Origin of the sequence: Pseudomonas sp. 09C 129, from assembly GCF_002843625.1 — a bacterium.
Classification (GTDB): domain Bacteria; phylum Pseudomonadota; class Gammaproteobacteria; order Pseudomonadales; family Pseudomonadaceae; genus Aquipseudomonas; species Aquipseudomonas chlororaphis.
In genome coordinates this window covers 5,385,028-5,406,336 of the sequence record NZ_CP025261.1, presented here as the reverse complement: position 1 = coordinate 5,406,336, position 21,309 = coordinate 5,385,028, and the positions used below count along the sequence as shown (strand labels likewise).

Sequence of the window (21,309 nt, the reverse complement as noted above, 5' to 3'; positions counted from 1 at the left end):
GCGCTTCTGTGAATCGCTACTAACGTAAGGTGCGTGGTTGCTGGCCTACAGCCGTGTCAAGGGCTATGGAGAATCGGGCCGAATGTGGAGAAAACCGCCTGAACGCCCCGCAGACTCAGATTTTTCATGCGTCGTCCTCAGACGTTTTGGCTGTTAGAATCGCCAGTCGTTTTTTCAGGAGTCTGTCCCGTGATCACTTCCCGCCTGCGCACCCTGCGCGACCACATCCGTTGGGCTGTCAGCCGCTTTCATGGGGAGGATCTGTTTTTCGGCCATGGGACCGACAACGCCTGGGACGAAGCCCGCCAATTGGTACTGGGTGCCTTGCACCTGCCGTGGGAAATCGCTGACAGCTATCTGGACTGCGCCCTGGAAGACGACGAACTGGTCAACCTGCAGCGTCTGCTCAAGCGGCGCATCGAAGAGCGCGTACCGACCGCCTACCTGCTGGGCGAGGCCTGGTTCTGCGGCCTGTCGTTCATTGTCGACGAGCGGGTGCTGATCCCGCGTTCGCCGATCGGCGAGCTGATCGAAAAACGTTTCGAGCCCTGGTTGGGCGCCGAGCCCGCGCGCATTCTCGATCTGTGCACCGGTTCCGGCTGCATCGGCATTGCCTGCGCCTACGAATTCCGTCATGCGGAAGTGGTGCTGGCCGACTTGTCGTTCGAAGCCCTCGAGGTGGCGAACCAGAACATCGAGCGCCATGGCGTCGATGAGCGGGTGTTCACGGTGCAGGGTGACGGCTTCGAGGGTTTGCCGGGCCAGCGTTTCGACCTGATCGTGTCGAACCCGCCGTATGTGGATGCCGAGGACTTCGCCGACATGCCCGAGGAATACCAGCATGAACCGGAGCTGGGCCTGGCCTGTGGCGACGATGGCTTGAACCTGGTGCGGCGCATGCTGGCCGAGGCGGCGGATCATCTGACCGAGAAGGGCCTGTTGATCGTCGAGGTCGGCAACAGCCAGGTTCATGTCGAAGCGCTGTACCCGGAAGTCGATTTCGCCTGGCTGGACTTCGCGCGCGGCGGTCATGGCGTGTTCATGCTCACCGCCGAGCAGTGCCGACAGCACCAGGCACTGTTCAACTCCCGGGTCTGATCGGCGTTTCTGTAGGAGCGAGCGGGCGGCGATCCGACTTGCCCGCGATCCAGGCACCGGGGTGTGCCTGGACGGACGCTATCGCGAGCAAGCTTCGCTCCTACAATAGTCCGTAGAGGCAGCCAGGGGTCAGCGGTGGGTCGCGATCCAGATCAGCAACCCGGCCTGGAACACCGCAAACGCTACCAGGCAGGTGATGGTAAAGCGCAGCCCGGTGTCTTCGCGCTTGTACTTGGCGACCTTTTCTTCGTGCTTGCGCAGCTTCACTTCCTGTTCTTCGAGGTTCTGCTCGGCCTGCTGCAGCATTTGCGCGGCTTCGAGGATCTCGACGAATTGCAGCTTTTCGGTGTTCCAGTTGGGCAGCAGTTCACCGACCTGCACGTGCTTGACGCTGCCCTTGAGATGCTGGGCATCGGCGTAAACCACATCGAAACCCTGGACCCGCAGGAAATGATCGCGCCGCAGGCGCGTGGCCTCGTTCAGCGCATCCTTGTTCGCCAGTTCGAAACCGTCCACGCGGTAGTGCGGCCATTTCTTCTGGGCCCAGCTTGCCCCCTGCGCCAGCAGAAAGCGGCCGATGCCGCGGTTCGCCGGCTCGATCTGCAGGTTTTCCGGCTCGAAGCGCACCCGACGAGTCGCGTGGTCGACCCAGACATCCAGGTGATTCTGTTCCTTGCGCACCCGTTGGCCCGGCAGTTGGAGGGTCATGCGCAACAGGCTGTGTTCCTTGTTGCTGCGCTCGGCATAACCGAACTCGATAAAGCGCAGGGGCCGTCCGCCCGTGGCGCGATCGGTTTGCAGGGGGGCCAGGCGAAGCATCCGGTGATGCTCGGCATGGACGTCCGCCCACGGCAACGCCACGGCTTCGGGAGCGGGGTTTTCAACCTCGGTTTCGGGAGGGTTCTGGGTATCGGTCATAACGGCGAGATCCTGTCCAAGCGCTACTTGCCGACGGCAAGTGAACGGCCGGCAAAGGCTTATCGGCCGTTTTTTTCAGGACTGGAGGGGAAAACGCGTCAACGGGCGTGAAGTCCGTCAATAAAGCTGATGATGCGGGTGCCGAGTTCCGAGGCCAGGGGCAGCTGCGGATCCTTGTAGGAGGCCAGTTGCCGCTTGACGTCGTTGGGCACGATACGCAGGACATGGTTCATGCCTTCGATCAGCGCCAGTTGGGCGTCCGGCTTGGCGGCCTTGAGCATCTGCGCATCGCCGACACCGACCTGGATGTCATTACTGCCCTGGACGATCAGCGCCGGCATCTTCAGGCGGGCGAACGCGGCGGCCGGGTCTTGCCTGAACAGGGTGATCAGGTACGGCTGCACGCTGGGGCGAAAGATCACTTCCAACTGCGGCGGCACGTCGGTGTCGACCCGGCCGGCCTTGAGGCTGTCGAGCAGTTCGTTGCTGCGCAGCATCAGCGGCGCCGGCAGGCGATAGCTCAGTTGCTGGCGCAGCACCTGGTCCACCGGGCGGGCGGTGCCGGAGATGGAGATCACCGCCGCCGCATCGACCTGGGGCGCCGCCAGGGTGGCGATCAGCGCGCCTTCGCTGTGGCCGAGCATGATCAACGGGCCCAGGCGCGGGTCGCTCTTGAGCTTCTTGCCCCAGGCCACGGCGTCGGCGACATAGGCGTCGAGGGTCAGGTTGCGCTCGTCCGGGGTGGCGGCGAGGCTGGCGGCCACCCCGCGCTTGTCGTAGCGCACGCTGGCGATGTTGTGCTTGGCCAGCACCCAGGCCAGGCGCTTGAGGCTGTCGTTGCGCCCACCGTCGGGATTGTTGCCGTTGCGGTCGGTGGGGCCGGAGCCGGAGACGACCAGGACCACCGGCACCGGGGCGTCGGACTTGGGCAGCAGCAGCGAGCCGTATAACTCGCCAGTGCCGGTGTCGAGGCTGATGGGACGTTGCAGTACGGCCGCCTGGACCAGGCCGGTGAACAGGGTAAGGCTCAAGAGAAGAACTCGCAGCATCATCACGCCATCATGGAGAAGGTGCCGGTTGGACTTCCGGACACGGATAAGGTTCGAGGATGAACTAGTTGGGGAGCCTGCGTATACTTCCCGGCTCAGTAATCCAGATTGAGTTATTTCGGCTGATTTCATGGAGCGTCCTGCATGTCCGGCAATACCTACGGCAAGCTGTTCACTGTCACCACCGCGGGCGAAAGCCATGGTCCGGCGTTGGTCGCCATTGTCGACGGCTGCCCACCGGGTCTTGAGCTGTCGCTGGACGATCTGCAGCGCGATCTGGACCGGCGCAAGCCCGGCACCAGCCGCCACACTACCCAGCGCCAGGAAGCCGATGAAGTCGAAATCCTCTCCGGCGTGTTCGAGGGCAAGACCACCGGCTGCTCCATCGGCCTGCTGATCCGCAACACCGACCAGAAGTCCAAGGACTACTCGGCGATCAAGGATCTGTTCCGCCCGGCCCACGCCGATTACACCTACCACCACAAATACGGCATCCGCGACTACCGCGGCGGCGGTCGCAGCTCGGCGCGGGAAACCGCCATGCGCGTGGCGGCGGGGGCCATCGCCAAGAAGTACCTGGCCAGCCAGGGCATCGTGGTGCGTGGCTACATGAGCCAGCTGGGCCCGATCGAAATCCCGTTCAAGACTTGGGACTCGGTGGAAGACAACGCCTTCTTCAGCCCCGACCCGGACAAGGTGCCGGAGCTGGAAGCCTACATGGACCAGCTGCGTCGCGATCAGGATTCGGTGGGCGCCAAGATCACCGTGGTCGCCGAGGGCGTGATGCCGGGCCTGGGCGAGCCGATCTTCGACCGCCTGGATGCCGAGCTGGCCCATGCGCTGATGAGCATCAACGCGGTCAAGGGCGTGGAAATCGGCGCCGGTTTCGCCAGCGTCGCCCAGCGTGGCACCGAGCATCGCGACGAGCTGACCCCGCAAGGTTTCCTCAGCAACAACGCGGGCGGCATCCTGGGCGGGATTTCCTCCGGCCAGCCGATCGTCGCGCACCTGGCGCTCAAGCCGACCTCCAGCATCACCACTCCGGGCCGCTCGATCGACATCGATGGCAACCCGGTGGACGTCATCACCAAGGGCCGTCACGACCCGTGCGTGGGCATCCGCGCCACGCCGATCGCCGAAGCCATGATGGCCATCGTGCTGATGGATCACCTGCTGCGTCATCGTGGCCAGAATGCCGACGTGCGCGTCAGCACGCCGGTGCTGGGCCAGTTGTAATGGCGTCTCTGCCAGTCGCCACGGTCTGACGGCCGTGGCGGCGCTCCCGTACTGGCGGCTCTCCAGTTTCTACCTGTTCTATTTCGCCTTGCTGGGTTCGACCGCGCCGTTTCTGGCGCTGTATTTCGATCACCTGGGGTTTTCCAGCGCGCGTATTGGCGAGCTGGTGGCGATTCCCATGCTGATGCGCTGCGTGGCGCCGAACCTCTGGGGCTGGCTGGGCGACTACACCGGCCGGCGCCTGGCCATCGTGCGTTTTGGCGCGATCTGCACGCTGCTGAGTTTTTCGCTGATTTTCGTCAGCAAGAGCTACGCCTGGCTGGCGATGGTCATGGCCCTGCATGCGTTCTTCTGGCACGCAGTATTGCCGCAATTCGAAGCGATCACCCTGGCGCACCTGCAGGGCCAGACCGCTCGCTACAGCCAGATCCGCCTGTGGGGCTCGATCGGTTTCATCCTCACGGTGGTGGCGCTGGGGCGGCTGTTCGAGTGGTTGAGCCTGGACATCTACCCGGCGGCGCTGGTGCTGATCATGGCCGGCATCGTGCTCAGCAGCGCCTGGGTGCCCAACGCCCAGCCAGCGGCCCAGGGCAGCCGCTTGGCCGCCGGGGGCTTTCTTGGCCAGCTGCGCAGCCCCGGCGTCCTGGCCTTCTATGCCTGCGTGGCGCTGATGCAAATGAGCCACGGTCCTTACTACACCTTCCTGACCCTGCACCTGGAACACCTGGGCTACAGCCGCGGCTTGATCGGCCTGTTGTGGGCGCTGGGGGTGGTCGCCGAAGTCTTGATGTTCCTGGCAATGAGCTGGATTCTCTCGCGGTTTTCGGTACGCCGGGTGCTGCTGGCGAGTTTCCTGCTGGCAGCCCTGCGCTGGTTGCTGCTGGGCGCCTTTGCCGAACACCTGTGGCTGCTGTTGTTTGCCCAGGTGCTGCATGCCGCGACCTTCGGCAGCTTTCATGCCGCGGCCATTCATTTCGTGCAACGCAGCTTCGGCGACCGTCAGCAAGGCCAGGGCCAGGCCCTGTACGCGGCCCTGGCCGGCACCGGCGGCGCATTGGGCGCGTTGTATTCCGGCTACAGCTGGAACGCCCTGGGCGCGACATTGACCTTTAGTATTGCAAGCCTCGCAGCGCTGGCGGCAGCCGTTATCATTGCCACACGTATGCAAGAGGAGAGGCCATGAGCCTTACCCGCGAACAGCTGGCACAGGACATCATCGAGGTCGGACGCTTTCTGTATGCCCGCGGCTGGTCCCCGGCCACCAGCAGCAACTATTCCACGCGCCTGTCGCCGAGCGCGCTATTGCTCACGGTTTCGGGCAAGCACAAAGGCCAGTTGGGCCTGGATGACGTGCTGGCCACCGACTTGTCGGGCAACAGCCTGGAGCCGGGCAAAAAGCCGTCGGCCGAAACCCTGTTGCACACCCAGCTGTACAGCTGGAACCCGCAGATCGGCGCCGTGTTGCATACCCACTCGGTGAATGCCACGGTGCTGTCACGCCTGACCGCCGAGGACTTCATCGAGTTCGAGGGTTACGAGCTGCAAAAGGCTTTTACCGGCATTGCCAGCCACGAGTCGCGGGTGCGCGTGCCGATTTTCGACAACGATCAGGACATCGCCCGGCTGGCGACCAAGATCCAGCCCTGGCTCGACGCCCATGCCGATTGCGTCGGCTACCTGATTCGCGGTCATGGCCTCTACACCTGGGGCGCGCGCATGAGTGACGCGCAGCGCCAGATCGAGGCCTTCGAGTTTCTGTTCGAGTGCGAGTTGCAGACTCGCGCCCTGTTAAACCGTTAAGGCTTGCTTCGACTGAAGTAGCCAGCGCCTGATGATATGCACTGCCTGACCGGCCTGGAAAAAGCCGGAAGGCACTGCCGATAACGAGGAATTGCCAAGATGAGCAGCCTGTCCGTTTACCACGTATCCAGCCCGGACCTGCCGAACAAGGTGCTGACCCATTTCGACGATATCGCCGCGACCCTGGCCGAGCAGGGCGTGCGTTTCGATCGCTGGCAAGCCGCCACCAGGATCCAGCCGGGCGCCAGCCAGGAGGAAGTGATAGGCGCCTACCAGGAACAGATCGACCGCCTGATGACCGAGCGCGGCTACATCACCGTCGATGTGATCAGCCTCAATGGCGATCACCCGCAGAAGGCCGAGCTGCGCGCCAAGTTCCTCGACGAACACCGGCATGCCGAGGACGAAGTGCGCTTTTTCGTCGCCGGCCGCGGCCTGTTCAGCCTGCATATCGGCGACTACGTGTATGCCGTGCTCTGCGAGAAGAACGACCTGATCTCGGTGCCGGCCGGTACCGCGCACTGGTTCGACATGGGCGAGAACCCATACCTGGTGGCGATCCGCATGTTCAACAACCCGCAAGGCTGGGTCGCCAACTTCACCGGTTCCGATATCGCCAGCCAGTTCCCGCTTCTGGAGGATTGAGCGGATGCCGATCAAGGCCATTCTCACCGACATCGAAGGCACCACCAGCGCGGTGAGCTTTGTCTTCGAGGTGCTGTTCCCCTATGCGGTGCGGCACCTGCCGGACTTCGTGTGCAAGCACGCCAGCCGGGCCGACGTTGCCGAGCAGTTGCAGGCGGTGCGCGAGGCCAGCGGCGAGCCGGCGGCGGACGTCGAGCGGGTGATCGGGATTCTGTTGGGCTGGATCGCGGAAGATCGCAAGTCCACGCCACTCAAGGCGCTGCAAGGCATGGTCTGGGAGCAGGGGTACCGGGCCGGACAGCTCAAGGGCCATGTCTACCCGGATGCGGCGGCGGCGTTGCAGCGCTGGCACCAGGCCGGCTATCGGCTGTACGTCTATTCGTCGGGTTCGATCCAGGCGCAGAAACTGATTTTCGGTTGCTCCACTGTCGGGGACCTGTCGCCGCTGTTCAGCGGTTTCTTCGACACCACCTCGGGACCGAAACGGGAAGTGCAGTCTTACCAGCGCATTACCCAGACCATCGGCTGTGCGCCCGGGCAGATTCTCTTTCTGTCCGATATCGTCCAGGAGCTGGATGCGGCCCGGTCCGCCGGCCTGGCCACCTGCGGCCTGGTGCGCGAAGGCGGGGTATTGGCGGGGCATGCGAATGTAGCGAGCTTCGCCGATATCGATCCGCAGGGTTTCTGAGAAGCAATCAGGCCGTGTCAGCGCAAGGCTGGCACGACCTGATTGGGGTTATCTGTTATCCAGTTGCCGGTGATCATCGCGAATCCGCAGCGGTGCGGATTTAAAGCGAGTGATACGACGGCAGGGCAAAACGGTTCTGGCTTTGCAGCAGGGAAATCTGTGGCAATTCGCTGGCCTGTTCGGCCAGGTCGCGACGCAACGCGCTGATCACCCACGACAACTGATCGCCCGCATGCAACTGCGCATAAGAGATCGAGCGCTTGAGCTGTTTACCTTCGCTGTTACGCAGCGTCAGCAGGATGCCGCCATCGGGCCGTGGCTGAGTGGTCACTTCGTAGTTGGAGAACAGGGAAGCGAATTTTTCTTGGATCAGGCTCATGTCTATCAGCTCCATTGGTTCTTGAATGGCAAACCTGGAGTGATAGGTGCAGCGATTGTGCCAGCCTCAATTTTTTATAAAAATCGTTATAAATCAGATTGTTATAAAAAATCGCCGTTTTCGGGATCGTGCAATTTGCATGAATGGCCATCGTGCATCCTGCATTTTGCGAGATCGCGGGCCTGGGCAAGGGCAGGGGAGTAACGCTGTGACTGCCGGTTCACGCAAAAGATTCAGCCGGCAAGCCCGGCCCTCAAGCGCGAGGCACCTGGCGGCGCGGAGGAGATACAAAACTTTGCAAAAACTCCATGTACAGGCCAGGAAGCGCTGACGTATTTTTTTGCCAGCGACAAGCTTGGCGCAGACTCTTTGCACAAGCCCAAGCCCTGATGTTCCGGGCTGTACAGGTCAATCAGACGTTTCACCGACATGGACAGTCATGCGCCATGGTCCCCTTGGATCATGGGCGCCTGATAATAAGAAAATAGGACGTCATCCATGAACGCCATGCTCTGCGTTACTGCCAATAGCACGCCCCCTGTTTCTCCTGTTTGCCGTCGCGGCCCGCCCTCGGGCCCCAGCTGAATAGCCCCATCGACCCTTATCCGCCTGCCCGGCCTGGCCCCGTGCAGGATCCTTTTGCGTCGAACAGGAGCCGTCATGAGCACTCATCAGCACGACATGATCACCTGGGGCATGATGCTACGGAAGTTGCCCTCCATCGCCCGGGCGTTGCCGCGGGTCATCAAGGGCATGCAGATAGCCAACGTCAAGCGTGCCGATCAGCCCTGCGGGCTGGGCTGGACCTTCGAGCAGGCCACCCAACGCAACCCCGACGGCCCGGCGCTGCTGTACGGCGACCGGGTGTTGAGTTATGCACAGGCCAATCAGTGGGCCAACCGGATCGCCCATTACCTGGCGAGCCAGGGCATCGGCAAGGGCGACGTGGTGGCGATCTTCGTCGAGAACCGTCCCGAGTTGCTGGTGAGCGTGCTGGCGGTGGCCAAGCTCGGCGGTATCTGCGCCATGCTCAATACCGCGCAGACCGGCAGTGTGCTGGTGCACAGCGTGAACCTGGTGAAGCCGGTGGCGATGATCGTCGGCGGCGAACTGCTGGATGCCTACTCGGCGATTCGCGATCAGGTCGCCATCGACGAGGCGCGCATCTGGTTCGTCGCCGATCCGGATGTGGCGCCCGGGCCAACGCCTGCCGGTTGCATCGACCTGATGACCGCCAGTGCCGCCAGCGAATCGTCCAACCCACCAAGTACCGCGCGGATCTACCTCGACGATCCGTGCTTCTATATCTACACCTCCGGCACCACCGGGCTGCCCAAGGCCGGTATTTTCAAGCACGGTCGCTGGATGCGCAGCTCGGCCAGCTTCGGCATGATCGCCCTCGACATGCAGCCGGCCGATATCCTGTACTGCACCTTGCCGCTGTATCACGCCACCGGGTTGTGCGTGTGCTGGGGCTCGGCCATCAGCGGCGCCTCGGGCTTCGCCATTCGCCGCAAGTTCAGCGCCAGCCGTTTCTGGGAAGACGTCCGCCGGTTCAAGGCCACCACCATTGGTTATGTGGGCGAGCTGTGCCGTTACCTGGTTGACCAGCCTGCCTGCGAGCACGACCGTGACAACAGCGTGGTGAAGATGGTCGGCAACGGCCTGCGCCCCGGCGTGTGGGGGCCGTTCAAGCAGCGTTTCGGCGTCGAGCATATCTGTGAGCTGTATGCCGCCAGCGACGGCAATATCGGCTTTACCAACGTGCTCAACTTCGACAATACCGTGGGTTTTTCCCTGGCGCCCTGGGCGCTGGTGGAGTATGCCCACGACACCTGTGCGCCGATCCGCAACGGTTCCGGCTTCATGCAGAAGGTCGCCAGGGGCGGGCAAGGCCTGCTGCTGGCGAAGATCGACGACAAGGCACCGCTGGACGGCTATACCGAGCCGGAAAAGAACCTGAAGGTGATCCTCACCGACGTGTTCGAGAAGGGCGACCGTTACTTCAATACCGGCGACCTGCTGCGCGATATCGGTTTTGGCCATGCGCAGTTCATCGATCGCCTGGGCGATACCTATCGCTGGAAGGGCGAAAACGTCTCCACCACCGAGGTGGAGAACATCCTCCTGCAACATCCGCAGGTCGCCGAGGCGGTGGCCTATGGCGTGGAGGTGCACAACACCAACGGCCGTGCCGGGATGGCGGCGATCACCCCGGCCGAATCCCTGGCGACCCTGGATTTCACCGAGCTGTTGCAGTTCGCCCGCGAGCATCTGCCGGGCTACGCGGTGCCGCTGTTCCTGCGGGTCAAGGTGAAGATGGAGACCACCGGCACCTTCAAGTACCAGAAGACCCGGCTCAAGGAAGAAGCCTTCGACCCGTCGAAAACCGGCGGCGATCCGGTGTACGCCTGGTTGCCGGGTTCGGCGACCTATGTCCGGGTGACGGAGGCGGTCCTGGCGGATATTTGTGCCGGTCGACACCGTTATTGATTCTGGCTATGGCCGCTCTTGAGAAAAAAGGGATGACAGGGCGGGAGCCGCTTGGGGACACTAGCGGCTTTCCGATTGGCCGAAAGTGGAGTTCCCGATGTCAGACAAAAGCCGCCAGATGACCGCAGAAGAAGCCGCCGAGTTCACCGAGCAGGTCTTCAACGTCGCACGTCAAGGCGACGCCCAGATGCTCGACAAGCTGGCGAGCAGCGGTCTGCCGGTCAACCTGCGCAATCACAAGGGCGACACCCTGCTGATGCTGGCCAGCTACTACGGGCATGTGGACGCGGTACAGGTGCTGCTCAAGCACAAGGCCGACCCCGAGATCCGTAACGACAACGGCCAGAGCCCGATCGCCGGCGCAGCCTTCAAGGGCGACCTGGCGGTGGTCAAGGCGCTGGTGGAAGGCGGTGCCGAGGTGGAAGGCTCGTCCTTCGACGGGCGTACCGCGCTGATGATGGCGGCGATGTTCAACCGCACGGAAATCGTCGACTACCTCATCGGCAAGGGCGCCAACCCGCGGGCCACCGACGCCAACGGCGTGAGCGCACTGGACGCGGCGAAGACCATGGGCGCCGTCGACACCACCGCGCAATTGCAGAAGTTGCTGGGCTGAGCTGAACGGCGCATACCGTCGGGCCAAGGCCATGCCTGGGTTGCGGCGGTAGGTTCGCGGGCCGGGTTTAGGCTATCCTGCGCGCCCGCCATTGACCCGTAACAGGATTCGCCCCATGAAAACCGTCCTCGCCGAACTCATCACTAAAATCAGCTCCGGCTGCATGGGCGAAGAAGAAATCCTGCGGATCGCCGACGAGGCCGCCCAGGCCTACGCCGATCCCCAGGCCTTCCTGGCCGCCAATCCGGACATCAACTACGACGACAGCTTCCCGATCCCGCTGGGCGAATGGGTGGTGGTCGGCAGCCTGCCGGACACCGTGCTGTTCCAGGCCGACACCTACATGGACCTGTTCGCGCAGATCGTCGCGTCTTTCGGCCCGGGCGTGGCGTTCAATATCAAGCCCAAGCAACTGGCCAAGACCGAGGCCCTGACCGCGCTCAACCGCATCCAGATCCAGATGGGCAGCATGAACCCTGAAAACGGCGGTTACGTGCTGATGAACTTCAGCCAGTTGCTGGACGACGAGCTGCAAGTGGTGCTGGTCTACGGCAACGACGTGCCGCGGGTGCTGCAGCTGTGCGCCGAAGCCGGCATTGCCGCCGCGCCGTCCCTGGAAGCGCTCAAGGTCGCGGTTCACGTCTGAGCCGCGGGCCACAGCCGACCGCGCAGGCAATAAAAAGGAACCCCGCTGCCGGCCGACTATCCTAAGTGGGCAAGCCCTCATTTAGGAGCGACACCATGGGTTCCACTTTCAATACGCTGGTTGGACTGATCATCCTCGCGCTGGACATCTGGGCGATCATCAATGTGCTTAAAAGCAGTGCCGAAACCGGGATGAAAATCCTCTGGGTGTTGCTGATTATCCTGTTGCCGGTGCTGGGCCTGATCATCTGGGCGATTGCCGGGCCGCGCGGCAACGTACGGCTCTGAAGGTTGGCGTGGGGTTCAAAAGGGGCCGCCAGGCCCTTTTTTATGTGACCAAATATGCGCTGCACGAAATTTTCACAAAGTCTCCATGACAATTCGCCAGCGCTGTTTTTCCGCTGCTCCCGTGCGATCTCCGATTGCGATCCCTGGCTCTGGGCCATTGCCGGCCAGGGGAGGGCGCCTGCCAGTAATCAATGGCAATGCCGCTGCTGATCGTGCAACATTTGCGCACCGCGCCATCCCCCCAGCCCTGAATGGCTACAAGAGGGCAAAGCGCAGCTGCATTCTTTTCGCAACTTCAACTTCCATTGGGTCCTAAAACGATATGGCAAACCCGGACGTCCTGAGTCAGCAGCGAGCCTCGAGTCGCCTGCTGCAACCGACCGTCAAATCGCATCTGGCTTATACGCTGCTCTGCGCGCTGGCCATGATGGTCATGCTGTCTTTGCTGCGCGTGGCGCTGCTGGTCTACAACCGCGAGATGATCCTCGACACACCGGCCTCGACCTTCCTTGAAGCCTTCGCCAACGGCCTGCGCTTCGATGTGCGCCTGGTGGTCTACCTCAGCATCCCGCTGCTGCTGGCGCTGTTCAGTGCCCGGGCCATGGCGGCTCGCGGTTTCTTCCGCTTCTGGCTGACCATCGTTTCGAGCATCGCGCTGTTCCTCGGCCTGATGGAGATGGACTTCTACCGCGAGTTCCACCAGCGTCTCAACGGCCTGGTCTTCCAGTATGTGAAGGAAGACCCGAAAACCGTGATGAGCATGCTCTGGTACGGCTTCCCGGTGGTGCGCTACCTGCTGGCCTGGGCGGTCGGTACCTGGCTGCTGAGCCTGGCGTTCAAGGGCGCCGACCGCGCGACCCGGCCGCGCGGCCCGTTCAGCGGCGGCAGCATCGGCACCCGGCAGGTCGCCCCGTGGTACGCCCGTATCGGCGTATTCGTGGTCTGCCTGCTGGTCTGCGTGGTCGCCGCCCGCGGCACCCTGCGCCAGGGCCCGCCACTGCGCTGGGGTGACGTCTACACCACCGAATCGAACTTCGCCAACCAGCTGGGCCTCAACGGCACGCTGTCTCTGGTCGAGGCGGCCAAGAGCCGGATGGGCGAGGACCGCAGCAATATCTGGAAAGCCACCCTGCCGCAGCCCGAGGCGCAGCAAGTGGTGCGCGACCTGCTGGTGATGCCGGACGACAAGCTGGTGGACGCCGATATCGCCGCCGTGCGCCGCGACTACACGCCACCGGCCGCCAAGACCCTGCCGATCAAGAACGTGGTCGTGATCCTGATGGAAAGCATGGCCGGTCACTCGGTGGGTGCCCTGGGCGCTCCAGGCAATATCACCCCGTACCTGGACCAACTGTCCAAGGAAGGCCTGCTGTTCGACCGCTTCTTCTCCAACGGCACCCATACCCACCAGGGCATGTTCGCCACCATGGCCTGCTTCCCCAACCTGCCGGGTTTCGAATACCTGATGCAGACCCCGGAAGGCAGCCACAAGCTGTCCGGCCTGCCGCAGGTGTTGAGCGCCCGCAAGTATGACGACGTGTATGTCTACAACGGCGATTTCGCCTGGGACAACCAGTCGGGCTTCTTCAGCAACCAGGGCATGACCAACTTCGTCGGTCGCAACGACTTCGTCGATCCGGTGTTCTCCGATCCGACCTGGGGCGTGTCCGACCAGGACATGTTCAACCGTGGCCTGGAAGAATTGAAGGCGCGGGAAAACGGCAAGCCGTTCTATGCCCTGCTGCAGACCCTGTCCAACCACACCCCGTACGCCTTGCCGACGCCATTGCCGGTGGCGAAGGTGACCGACCGTGGCAGCCTGAACGAACACCTGACCGCCATGCGCTATTCCGACTGGGCCCTGGGCCAGTTCTTCGAGAAGGCGCGCAAGGAGCCGTACTTCAAGGAGACGCTGTTCGTGATCGTGGGTGACCATGGTTTCGGTAACGAGCGCCAGATCACCGAAATGGACCTGGGCCGCTTCAACGTGCCGATGCTGATGATCGCTCCGGGCATCCAGGAAAAATTCGGCCAGCGCAACCACACCGTGGGCACCCAGGTCGATATCGTGCCGACCATCATGGGCCGCCTCGGTGGCGAAGTGCGTCACCAGTGCTGGGGCCGCGACCTGCTCAACCTGCCGGAAGGCGACACCGGCTTTGGCGTGATCAAGCCGTCGGGCAGCGAGCAGACCACGGCTATCGTCACCGCCGACCAGATCCTGGTACTGCCGCGCGAGAAGGAAATGGCGCCGAAGATCTACCAGTACGAACTGGGCGCCAATCCGCATGCCGAAGTGGTGCCGGACGCACCGCGTACCGCCGAGTTGAAGCACAAGCTGGAAGCTTTCCTGCAAACCGCTACCAAGAGCCTGTTGGATAACACCGCAGGCGTGGTGCACGGCACGCCGGACTGATTCATTGCGCTAATGAAAAAGAGGCCCTCGGGCCTCTTTTTTTTGACGGTTATTCAAGTGCCGGACATGAACTGGCGAAAGCTATATCCGGCCCAGTAACAGGAGAACCAGCAACACCACCAGCACCACACCGATGATGCCGGACGGGCCATAACCCCAGCTTCTGGAGTGCGGGAATACTGGAAGACCACCGATCAGCAGAAGAATCAGAATAATGATCAGGATTGTGCCCATGTCGTTTTCCTTATTGGAGGATCGAAGGCGCGGCTGGACTCGAAGGCAATTAATCCGTACCGCTTAATCATTCGGACTCTGTGCCTTGAAGGATGATTCCAAGTTTTTTTAATGCTTTTTGCACGCAGGCCTATTTCTTTTCGTACCTGCTGCCGGTGGCCATCGAGTTGAACGTGCAACACCGCGGGAAGTCGCACCGAGGCCCCGGTTTGCCTGGGGCATTCAGCAATCTGATGGTGCGTGGGCGGCACAAAATCCTTCGCTACACTCGCCTCATCTTCCCCGGAACAACAAGGCAACTCCTATGCAAAATCGCATGATGATCACTGGCGCCGGATCCGGCCTGGGTCGCGAAATCGCTCTGCGCTGGGCGCGCGAAGGCTGGCAGTTGGCGTTGTCGGATGTCAGCGAACCCGGCCTGCAGGAAACCCTCAGGCTGGTACGCCAAGCCGGCGGCGATGGCTTCGTGCAACGTTGCGACGTGCGTGACTACAGCCAGTTGACCGCCTTCGCCCAGGCCTGTGAAGTCAAGCTCGGCGGCATCGATGTGATCGTCAATAACGCCGGCGTGGCCTCCGGCGGCTTCTTCAGCGAATTGTCCCTGGAGGACTGGGACTGGCAGATCGCGATCAACCTGATGGGCGTGGTCAAGGGCTGCAAGGCGTTCCTGCCGCTGCTGGAAAAGAGCAAGGGCCGGATCATCAACATCGCCTCGATGGCGGCCTTGATGCAGGGCCCGGCGATGAGCAACTACAACGTGGCCAAGGCCGGCGTGGTGGCCCTGTCCGAAAGCCTGTTGATCGAACTGGCCCAGCAGGAGATCGGCGTGCACGTGGTATGCCCGTCGTTCTTCCAGACCAACCTGCTGGATTCGTTCCGTGGCCCGACCCCGGCGATGAAGGCCCAGGTCGGCAAGCTGCTGGAAAGCTCGCCGATCAGCGCGGCGGACATCGCCGATTACATCTACAACCGGGTCGCCGCCGGCGAATTCATGATCCTGCCCCACGAACAGGGACGCATGGCCTGGGCCCTGAAGCAGAAGAACCCGCAGTTGCTGTACGACGAAATGACCCTCATGGCCGACAAGATGCGCGCCAAGGCCAAGCAAAACGCCAGCTGAGCTTGCTCCTGCCCCGGCGCGTCGTTAGGGTTGCCAGCATCTGGCATCCCTGACGAGACCTTGCATGCTCAATTACCTGTGGTTCTTCCTCGCCGCGCTGTTCGAGATCGCCGGCTGCTACGCCTTCTGGATGTGGCTGCGCCAGGGCAAAAGCGCCTGGTGGATGGTCCCGGCGCTGGCGAGCCTGATGCTCTTCGCCCTGTTGCTGACCAAGATCGAAGCGAGCTACGCCGGCCGCGCCTATGCGGCGTACGGCGGGATCTACATCATCGCCTCGATCGGCTGGCTGGGTATGGTGGAGCGGGTGCGGCCGCTGAGTTCGGACTGGCTGGGTGTGGCGCTGTGCGTGATCGGCGCGAGCATCATCCTGTTCGGGCCGCGCTTTACCAACGGTTGAGAAACTGGCCGGGTTGCGGGCGCCGCGATGGCGCCCGGTCCCGGCCGGGAATCAGTCGAACAATTCCTTGGGCACGTCGTGCTTGAGCATCAACTGGCACTGCTCGCTGTCCGGGTCGAAGACGATCACCGCCTGGCCCTTGGTCAGCGCCTGGCGCACGCGCAGGACGCGGGTTTCCAGCGGGGTGTCGTCGCCATTGTCGGTGCCGTCGCGGGTGACGAAGTCTTCGATCAGGCGGGTCAGGGTGTCGACTTCTAGTTGGTCATGGGGAATCAGCATACGGGCCTCCGGCAAACAATCCCGGATCCTACTGCGCCGGGCCCCGCGCGGCTAGGCAAACCTCGCGCGGGGCCGGGCTTTTCCCTTCAGGGCTTTTCACCTCAGGACTTTTGCCCCACCAGGCTGTCCACCGACGGCACCCGGGTGTCGCTTTCCATCTGTGTGTCGTGTTCCAGCTGATGGCTGAAACGGTCCAGGGAGCCCTGGGCCGGCTGTGCGTCGCTGGCGAACACCGGCGGGCTGAGGATGTAGGCGCCCAGCAGGCGGCTGAGGGCCGCCAAGCTGTCGATATGGGTGCGTTCGTAGCCGTGGGTGGCGTCGCAACCGAAGGCCAGCAGGGCGGTACGGATATCGTGGCCGGCGGTGACCGCCGAATGGGCATCGCTGAAGTAGTAGCGGAACAGGTCGCGGCGCACCGGCAATTCGTGTTCCGTGGCCAGGCGCAGCAGGTGGCGCGACAGGTGATAGTCGTAAGGCCCGCCGGAGTCTTGCATGGCCACGCTCACCGCGTGCTCGCTGGAGTGCTGGCCGGGGGCGACCGGGGCGATGTCGATGCCGACGAACTCGCTGACGTCCCAGGGCAGGGCCGCCGCCGCGCCGCTGCCGGTTTCTTCGGTGATGGTGAACAGCGGATGGCAGTCGATCATCAGCGGCTCGCCGCTGTCGACTATGGCCTTGAGCGCGGCCAGCAGCGCCGCGACCCCGGCCTTGTCGTCGAGGTGGCGGGCGCTGATATGGCCGCTTTCGGTGAACTCCGGCAAGGGATCGAACGCGACGAAATCGCCGACGCCGATGCCCAGCGACTCGCAGTCGGCGCGGGTGGTGCAGTAGGCATCCAGGCGCAATTCGATGTGGTCCCAACTGATGGGCATCTCGTCCACCGCGGTGTTGAAGGCGTGCCCGGAGGCCATCAGCGGCAACACGCTGCCACGCAATACGCCGTTGTCGGTGAACAGGCTGACCCGGCTGCCCTCGGCGAAACGGCTGGACCAGCAACCGACCGGGGCCAGGGTCAGGCGGCCGTTGTCTTTCACCGCGCGCACGCTGGCGCCGATGGTGTCCAGATGCGCCGAGACGGCGCGGTCAGGGCTGTTCTTCTGGCCCTTGAGGGTGGCGCGAATGGTCCCGCGGCGGGTCAGCTCGAAGGGGATGCCCAGTTCTTCCAGGCGCTCGGCCACGTAACGCACGATGGTGTCGGTGAAGCCGGTGGGGCTGGGAATGGCGAGCATTTCCAGGAGGACTTTCTGCAGGTAGTTGAGGTCCGGTTCGGGAATCGATCGGGTCATGGAAACTCCTGATGATGAAAAGGCCATCGATGGTTTCGATGAACAAGGCGTCGGGCGCTCGCTCCCACAGTGCGTTTCTGTAGGAGCGAGGCTTGCCCGCGATAAGGCCGGTACTGTCGGCCCATGACGGTCAGACTGCCGGCTGGCTGTGAGGAAACAACAGGTCGACAAAGCGCTCGGCCGTCGGCTGCGGTTCATGGTTGGCCAGGCCGGCGCGCTCGTTGGCCTCGATGAACACGTACTGCGGCTGGTCCGCCGCCGGCACCATCAGGTCGAGGCCGACCATCGGGATATCCAGCGCCCGCGCCGCGCGGATCGCCGCGTCCACCAGTTCCGGATGCAGAATTGCGGTGACATCTTCCAGGGTGCCGCCGGTATGCAGGTTGGCGGTGCGCCGCACGAACAGCCGTTCGCCGGCCGCCAGGATGCTGTCGTAGCCGTGCCCGGCGGCGTGCAGGGTGCGCTGGGTTTCGTGGTCCAGGGGGATCTTGCTTTCGCCGCCGGTGGCGGCCTGGCGGCGTCGGCTTTGCGCTTCGATCAGCTGCCTGATGGAGTGCTGGCCGTCGCCGATCACCTCGGCCGGCCGGCGAATGGCGGCGGCAACTACCTCGAAGCCGATCACCAGGACGCGCAGGTCCAGGCCCTCGTGGAAGCTCTCGAGCAACACCCGGCTGTCGAACCGCCGGGCGTTGTCGATCGCCTGTTGCACTTCTTCGATGGTGCGCAGATCCACGGCCACACCTTGGCCTTGTTCCCCGTCGAGTGGCTTGACCACCACCCGTTCATGCTCGTCGAGAAACGCCAGGTTGTCGTCGGCGTTGCCCGCGAGTTGTTGCGCCGGCAGGTTCAGCCCGGCCTGTTTCAGTACCTTGTGGGTCAGACTCTTGTCCTGGCACAGGCTCATGCTGATGGCGCTGGTCAGGTCGCTGAGGGATTCACGGCAACGCACCCGGCGGCCGCCATGGCTGAGGGTGAACATCCCGGCTTCGGCGTCGTCGACCTGCACGTCGATGCCGCGGCGATGGGCTTCCTCGACGATGATCCGCGCGTAAGGGTTGAACTGCGCCTCGGGCCCGGGGCCGAGGAACAGTGGCTGGTTGATGCCGTTCTTGCGCTTGATGGCGAAGGTCGACAGGGTGCGGAAACCCAGCTTGGCGTACAGGCACTTGGCCTGGCGATTGTCGTGCAGCACCGACAGGTCGAGGTAGCTCAGGCCACGGCTCATGAAGTGTTCGATCAGGTGCCGGACCAGCACTTCGCCGACCCCCGGGCGGGTGCAATGCGGGTCCACCGCCAGGCACCACAGGCTGCTGCCGTGCTCCGGATCGTGGAAGGCCTTCTGGTGGTCCAGGCCCATGACGCTGCCGATCACCGCGCCGCTGTCTTCGTCTTCGGCCAGCCAGTACACCGGCCCGCCGGCATGGCGCGGGGTCAGCAGGCTCGGGTCGACCGGCAGCATGTTGCGGGCCAGGTACAGCTGGTTGATGGCCTGCCAGTCCGCCGCACTCTGCGCCCGACGGATGCGGAAGCCGCGAAACACCCGGGTGGCCTGGCGGTAGTCGCTGAACCACAGGCGCAGGGTGTCCGACGGGTCGAGGAACAACTGGGTCGGTTCCAGGCCGAGGATCTGCTGGGGTGCGGCGACATACAGGGCGATGTCGCGTTCGCCGGGGTGTTCGTTGAGCAGCTCCTCGGCCAGGCTCGTCGGGTCGGGAAAGGTATGGCCGATCAGCAGCCGGCCCCAGCCGCAATGCACGGCAATCGGGTCGGTGCCGAGGGCGCTGCGATCTTCGGCGAAACGCGCCTGCAGACGCTCGTAGGAGGGCGCCTGACCGCGCAGCAAGCGTTGGCTGTAAGCCGTGGCATGGGGTTTCATGGTCAGATTCCTTGTTCGCTGAGCCACAGGTTCAGCGCCGCCAGTTGCCACAGCTTGGAGCCGCGCAACGGTGTCAGCTGGCCTTGTGGATCGGTCAGCAGGCGGTCGAGCATCGCCGGGTTGAACAGGCCGCGGTCCTGGCTCGGGTCGAGCAGCAGTTCACGTACCCAGTCCAGGGTGGCGCCCTGCAGGTGCTTGAGGCCGGGCACCGGGAAGTAGCCTTTCTTGCGGTCGATCACTGCGCTGGGGATCACCAGCCGCGCGGCCTCCTTGAGCACCTGCTTGCCGCCATCGGGCAGCTTGAACCGGGCCGGCACCCGCGCCGACAGCTCCACCAGCCGGTAGTCGAGAAACGGCGTGCGTGCCTCCAGGCCCCAGGCCATGGTCATGTTATCCACACGCTTGACCGGGTCGTCGACCAGCATCACCGTGCTGTCCAGGCGCAGGGCTTTATCCACAGGCGCGGCAGCGCCGGGCTGGGCGAAATGCTCACGCACGAAATCGCCGGCGGCGTCGTTCGCGGTCAGCCACTGCGGCTGCACGGTGGCCGCGTAATCGTCGTAGCTGCGGTCGAAGAACGCCTCGCGGTAGGCCGCGTAGGGATCGCTGGCGCCCTCCACCTGCGGGTACCAGTGGTAACCGGCGAACAGTTCGTCGGCGCCCTGGCCGCTCTGCACCACCTTGCAGTGCCTGGCGACTTCCCGCGACAGCAGGTAGAAGGCGATGCAGTCGTGGCTGACCATGGGTTCGCTCATGGCGCGGAACGCCGCCGGCAGCTGTTCGATGATCTCGCGCTCGTCGATGCGCAACTGATGGTGATCGGTGCCGTAGTGTTGGGCGATCAGGTCCGAATACTGGAACTCGTCGCCGCGTTCGCCGCCGGCATCCTGGAAGCCGATGGAGAAGGTCGACAGGTTATCCACCCCGACTTCCCGCAGCAGGCCGACCAGCAGGCTCGAATCGACGCCGCCGGACAGCAGCACGCCGACATCCACTGCCGCCCGTTGGCGGATCGCCACGGCTTCGCGGGTGCTGTCGAGTACGCGGTCGCGCCAGTCTTCCAGGGTCAGCCCGGTTTCATCGGCGCGCGGGCCGTAGGGCAGGGTCCACCAGGTTCGCTGCTCGGTGCGGCCGTCGGCTTCGATGCGCATCCAGGTGGCCGGCGGCAGTTTCTCGATGCCCGCCAGCAGGGTGCGCGGCGCCGGCACCACGGCATGGAAGTTCAGGTAATGATTGAGCGCCACCGGGTCGAGCAGCGGGTTGATGTCGCCGCCCTTGAGCAGCGCCGGCAAGGCCGAGGCGAAACGCAGGCGCTGGCCGGTGCGCGACAGGTACAGCGGCTTGACGCCCAGGCGGTCGCGGGCGATGAACAGGCGCTTGGCGTCCCGCTCCCAGATGGCGAAGGCAAACATGCCGTTGAGCCGCGGCAGCAGCTTGGCGCCCCAGGCGTGATAGCCCTTGAGCAGCACTTCGGTGTCGCCGCCGGAATAAAAGGCGTAGCCCAGGCTTTCCAGCTCGGCGCGCAGTTCGGGGAAGTTGTAGATCGCGCCGTTGAAGGCCAGGGACAGGCCCAGTTGGTTGTCGATCATCGGCTGGGCCGAGCCGTCCGACAGGTCCATGATTTTCAGGCGCCGATGGCCCAGGGCTATCGGGCCCTGGCTATGGAAACCCCAGGCGTCGGGGCCGCGAGGGGCGAGGTGGTGGGTAATTCGTTCAACCGCTGCCAGGTCGGCGGGTTGATGATCAAAACGTAGTTCTCCAGCTAATCCGCACATAAGTCCTTACCGGTTTTTCCGTTGGGGAGGGGTGAATCGCGACCGGCCAGAAATGGCAGGTACCCGGAAAC

Annotated in this window: 21 protein-coding genes; 13 read left to right on the top strand and 8 right to left on the bottom strand. The window is 63.6% G+C overall.

The annotated features are described in order from the left end of the window. The first annotated feature begins 189 nt into the window (after positions 1–189). The gene (gene prmB, locus CXQ81_RS23965; protein ID WP_101338762.1) at positions 190–1,098 is read left to right on the top strand and encodes a 50S ribosomal protein L3 N(5)-glutamine methyltransferase; all 909 of its coding nucleotides are present in this window, start codon (positions 190–192) and stop codon (positions 1,096–1,098) included. Positions 1,099–1,227: 129 nt separating this feature from the next. On the opposite strand, the gene CXQ81_RS23960 is transcribed toward prmB, so the two are convergent. Continuing rightward, on the bottom strand, positions 1,228–2,016 hold the full coding sequence (locus CXQ81_RS23960; protein ID WP_087092395.1) for a hypothetical protein: 789 nt from the start codon (positions 2,014–2,016) through the stop codon (positions 1,228–1,230). 98 nt (positions 2,017–2,114) lie between these two features. Further along, positions 2,115–3,068: an alpha/beta hydrolase gene (locus CXQ81_RS23955; RefSeq protein ID WP_101338761.1), complete on the bottom strand. Its 954-nt coding sequence runs from the start codon at positions 3,066–3,068 to the stop codon at positions 2,115–2,117. Positions 3,069–3,209: 141 nt separating this feature from the next. On the opposite strand from CXQ81_RS23955, the gene aroC reads away from it, so the two are divergent. From aroC to mtnC, 5 genes are all read left to right on the top strand, one after another. Beyond that, positions 3,210–4,301: a chorismate synthase gene (aroC, locus tag CXQ81_RS23950; RefSeq protein ID WP_007932265.1), complete on the top strand. Its 1,092-nt coding sequence runs from the start codon at positions 3,210–3,212 to the stop codon at positions 4,299–4,301. Positions 4,302–4,335: 34 nt separating this feature from the next. Then, a complete protein-coding gene (locus tag CXQ81_RS23945) occupies positions 4,336–5,484 on the top strand; it encodes an MFS transporter (RefSeq protein ID WP_101338760.1) in 1,149 nt (382 codons plus the stop codon). Beyond that, the gene (locus CXQ81_RS23940) at positions 5,481–6,101 is read left to right on the top strand and encodes a methylthioribulose 1-phosphate dehydratase (protein ID WP_007932262.1); all 621 of its coding nucleotides are present in this window, start codon (positions 5,481–5,483) and stop codon (positions 6,099–6,101) included. The genes CXQ81_RS23945 and CXQ81_RS23940 overlap by 4 nt, the downstream gene beginning before the upstream one ends. A 99-nt stretch (positions 6,102–6,200) precedes the next feature. Further along, positions 6,201–6,746 carry an acireductone dioxygenase gene (locus CXQ81_RS23935; protein ID WP_007932260.1) on the top strand — a complete coding sequence of 182 codons (546 nt, stop codon included), beginning with the start codon at positions 6,201–6,203 and terminating at the stop codon, positions 6,744–6,746. Between the two features lie 4 nt (positions 6,747–6,750). Then, positions 6,751–7,434: an acireductone synthase gene (gene mtnC / locus CXQ81_RS23930; protein ID WP_101338759.1), complete on the top strand. Its 684-nt coding sequence runs from the start codon at positions 6,751–6,753 to the stop codon at positions 7,432–7,434. 100 nt (positions 7,435–7,534) lie between these two features. Here the strand turns inward: mtnC and CXQ81_RS23925 are convergent, their stop codons facing one another. Further along, positions 7,535–7,813, bottom strand: coding sequence for a DUF3509 domain-containing protein (locus CXQ81_RS23925; RefSeq protein ID WP_009045039.1), 279 nt, complete (start codon positions 7,811–7,813; stop codon positions 7,535–7,537). 660 nt (positions 7,814–8,473) lie between these two features. Here CXQ81_RS23925 and CXQ81_RS23915 point away from each other — a divergent pair. From CXQ81_RS23915 to CXQ81_RS23895, 5 genes are all read left to right on the top strand, one after another. Continuing rightward, on the top strand, positions 8,474–10,306 hold the full coding sequence (locus CXQ81_RS23915; protein WP_101338757.1) for a long-chain-acyl-CoA synthetase: 1,833 nt from the start codon (positions 8,474–8,476) through the stop codon (positions 10,304–10,306). Between the two features lie 97 nt (positions 10,307–10,403). Then, positions 10,404–10,922: an ankyrin repeat domain-containing protein gene (locus tag CXQ81_RS23910; protein ID WP_009045037.1), complete on the top strand. Its 519-nt coding sequence runs from the start codon at positions 10,404–10,406 to the stop codon at positions 10,920–10,922. A gap of 115 nt (positions 10,923–11,037) precedes the next feature. Continuing rightward, positions 11,038–11,568 carry a hypothetical protein gene (locus CXQ81_RS23905; protein ID WP_101338756.1) on the top strand — a complete coding sequence of 177 codons (531 nt, stop codon included), beginning with the start codon at positions 11,038–11,040 and terminating at the stop codon, positions 11,566–11,568. A gap of 95 nt (positions 11,569–11,663) precedes the next feature. Further along, positions 11,664–11,855 (top strand): PLDc N-terminal domain-containing protein, encoded by a 192-nt coding sequence (locus tag CXQ81_RS23900; protein ID WP_007932252.1) that lies wholly within the window; start codon positions 11,664–11,666, stop codon positions 11,853–11,855. 322 nt (positions 11,856–12,177) lie between these two features. Beyond that, positions 12,178–14,271: an LTA synthase family protein gene (locus CXQ81_RS23895; protein WP_101338755.1), complete on the top strand. Its 2,094-nt coding sequence runs from the start codon at positions 12,178–12,180 to the stop codon at positions 14,269–14,271. Between the two features lie 81 nt (positions 14,272–14,352). Here CXQ81_RS23895 and CXQ81_RS23890 read toward each other — a convergent pair whose 3' ends face one another. After that, positions 14,353–14,505 (bottom strand): DUF3309 family protein, encoded by a 153-nt coding sequence (locus tag CXQ81_RS23890; RefSeq protein ID WP_003226960.1) that lies wholly within the window; start codon positions 14,503–14,505, stop codon positions 14,353–14,355. A 304-nt stretch (positions 14,506–14,809) separates the two neighbouring features. Here CXQ81_RS23890 and CXQ81_RS23885 point away from each other — a divergent pair, with 304 nt between their 5' ends. Both CXQ81_RS23885 and CXQ81_RS23880 read left to right on the top strand, forming a co-directional pair. Continuing rightward, a complete protein-coding gene (locus tag CXQ81_RS23885; RefSeq protein ID WP_101338754.1) occupies positions 14,810–15,625 on the top strand; it encodes an SDR family oxidoreductase in 816 nt (271 codons plus the stop codon). Positions 15,626–15,689: 64 nt separating this feature from the next. Beyond that, a complete protein-coding gene (locus tag CXQ81_RS23880) occupies positions 15,690–16,022 on the top strand; it encodes a YnfA family protein (RefSeq protein WP_007932246.1) in 333 nt (110 codons plus the stop codon). Positions 16,023–16,073: 51 nt separating this feature from the next. Here CXQ81_RS23880 and CXQ81_RS23875 read toward each other — a convergent pair whose 3' ends face one another. From CXQ81_RS23875 to CXQ81_RS23860, 4 genes are all read right to left on the bottom strand, one after another. Next, on the bottom strand, positions 16,074–16,301 hold the full coding sequence (locus CXQ81_RS23875; protein ID WP_007932245.1) for a YheU family protein: 228 nt from the start codon (positions 16,299–16,301) through the stop codon (positions 16,074–16,076). Between the two features lie 101 nt (positions 16,302–16,402). Then, positions 16,403–17,587, bottom strand: a complete 1,185-nt coding sequence (locus CXQ81_RS23870) for an osmoprotectant NAGGN system M42 family peptidase (protein WP_087092386.1) — start codon at positions 17,585–17,587, stop codon at positions 16,403–16,405. Between the two features lie 130 nt (positions 17,588–17,717). Continuing rightward, the gene (gene ngg / locus CXQ81_RS23865; RefSeq protein WP_101338753.1) at positions 17,718–19,463 is read right to left on the bottom strand and encodes an N-acetylglutaminylglutamine synthetase; all 1,746 of its coding nucleotides are present in this window, start codon (positions 19,461–19,463) and stop codon (positions 17,718–17,720) included. Positions 19,464–19,465: 2 nt separating this feature from the next. Further along, a complete protein-coding gene (locus CXQ81_RS23860; RefSeq protein ID WP_101338752.1) occupies positions 19,466–21,238 on the bottom strand; it encodes an N-acetylglutaminylglutamine amidotransferase in 1,773 nt (590 codons plus the stop codon). Between the last annotated feature and the right edge of the window lie 71 nt (positions 21,239–21,309).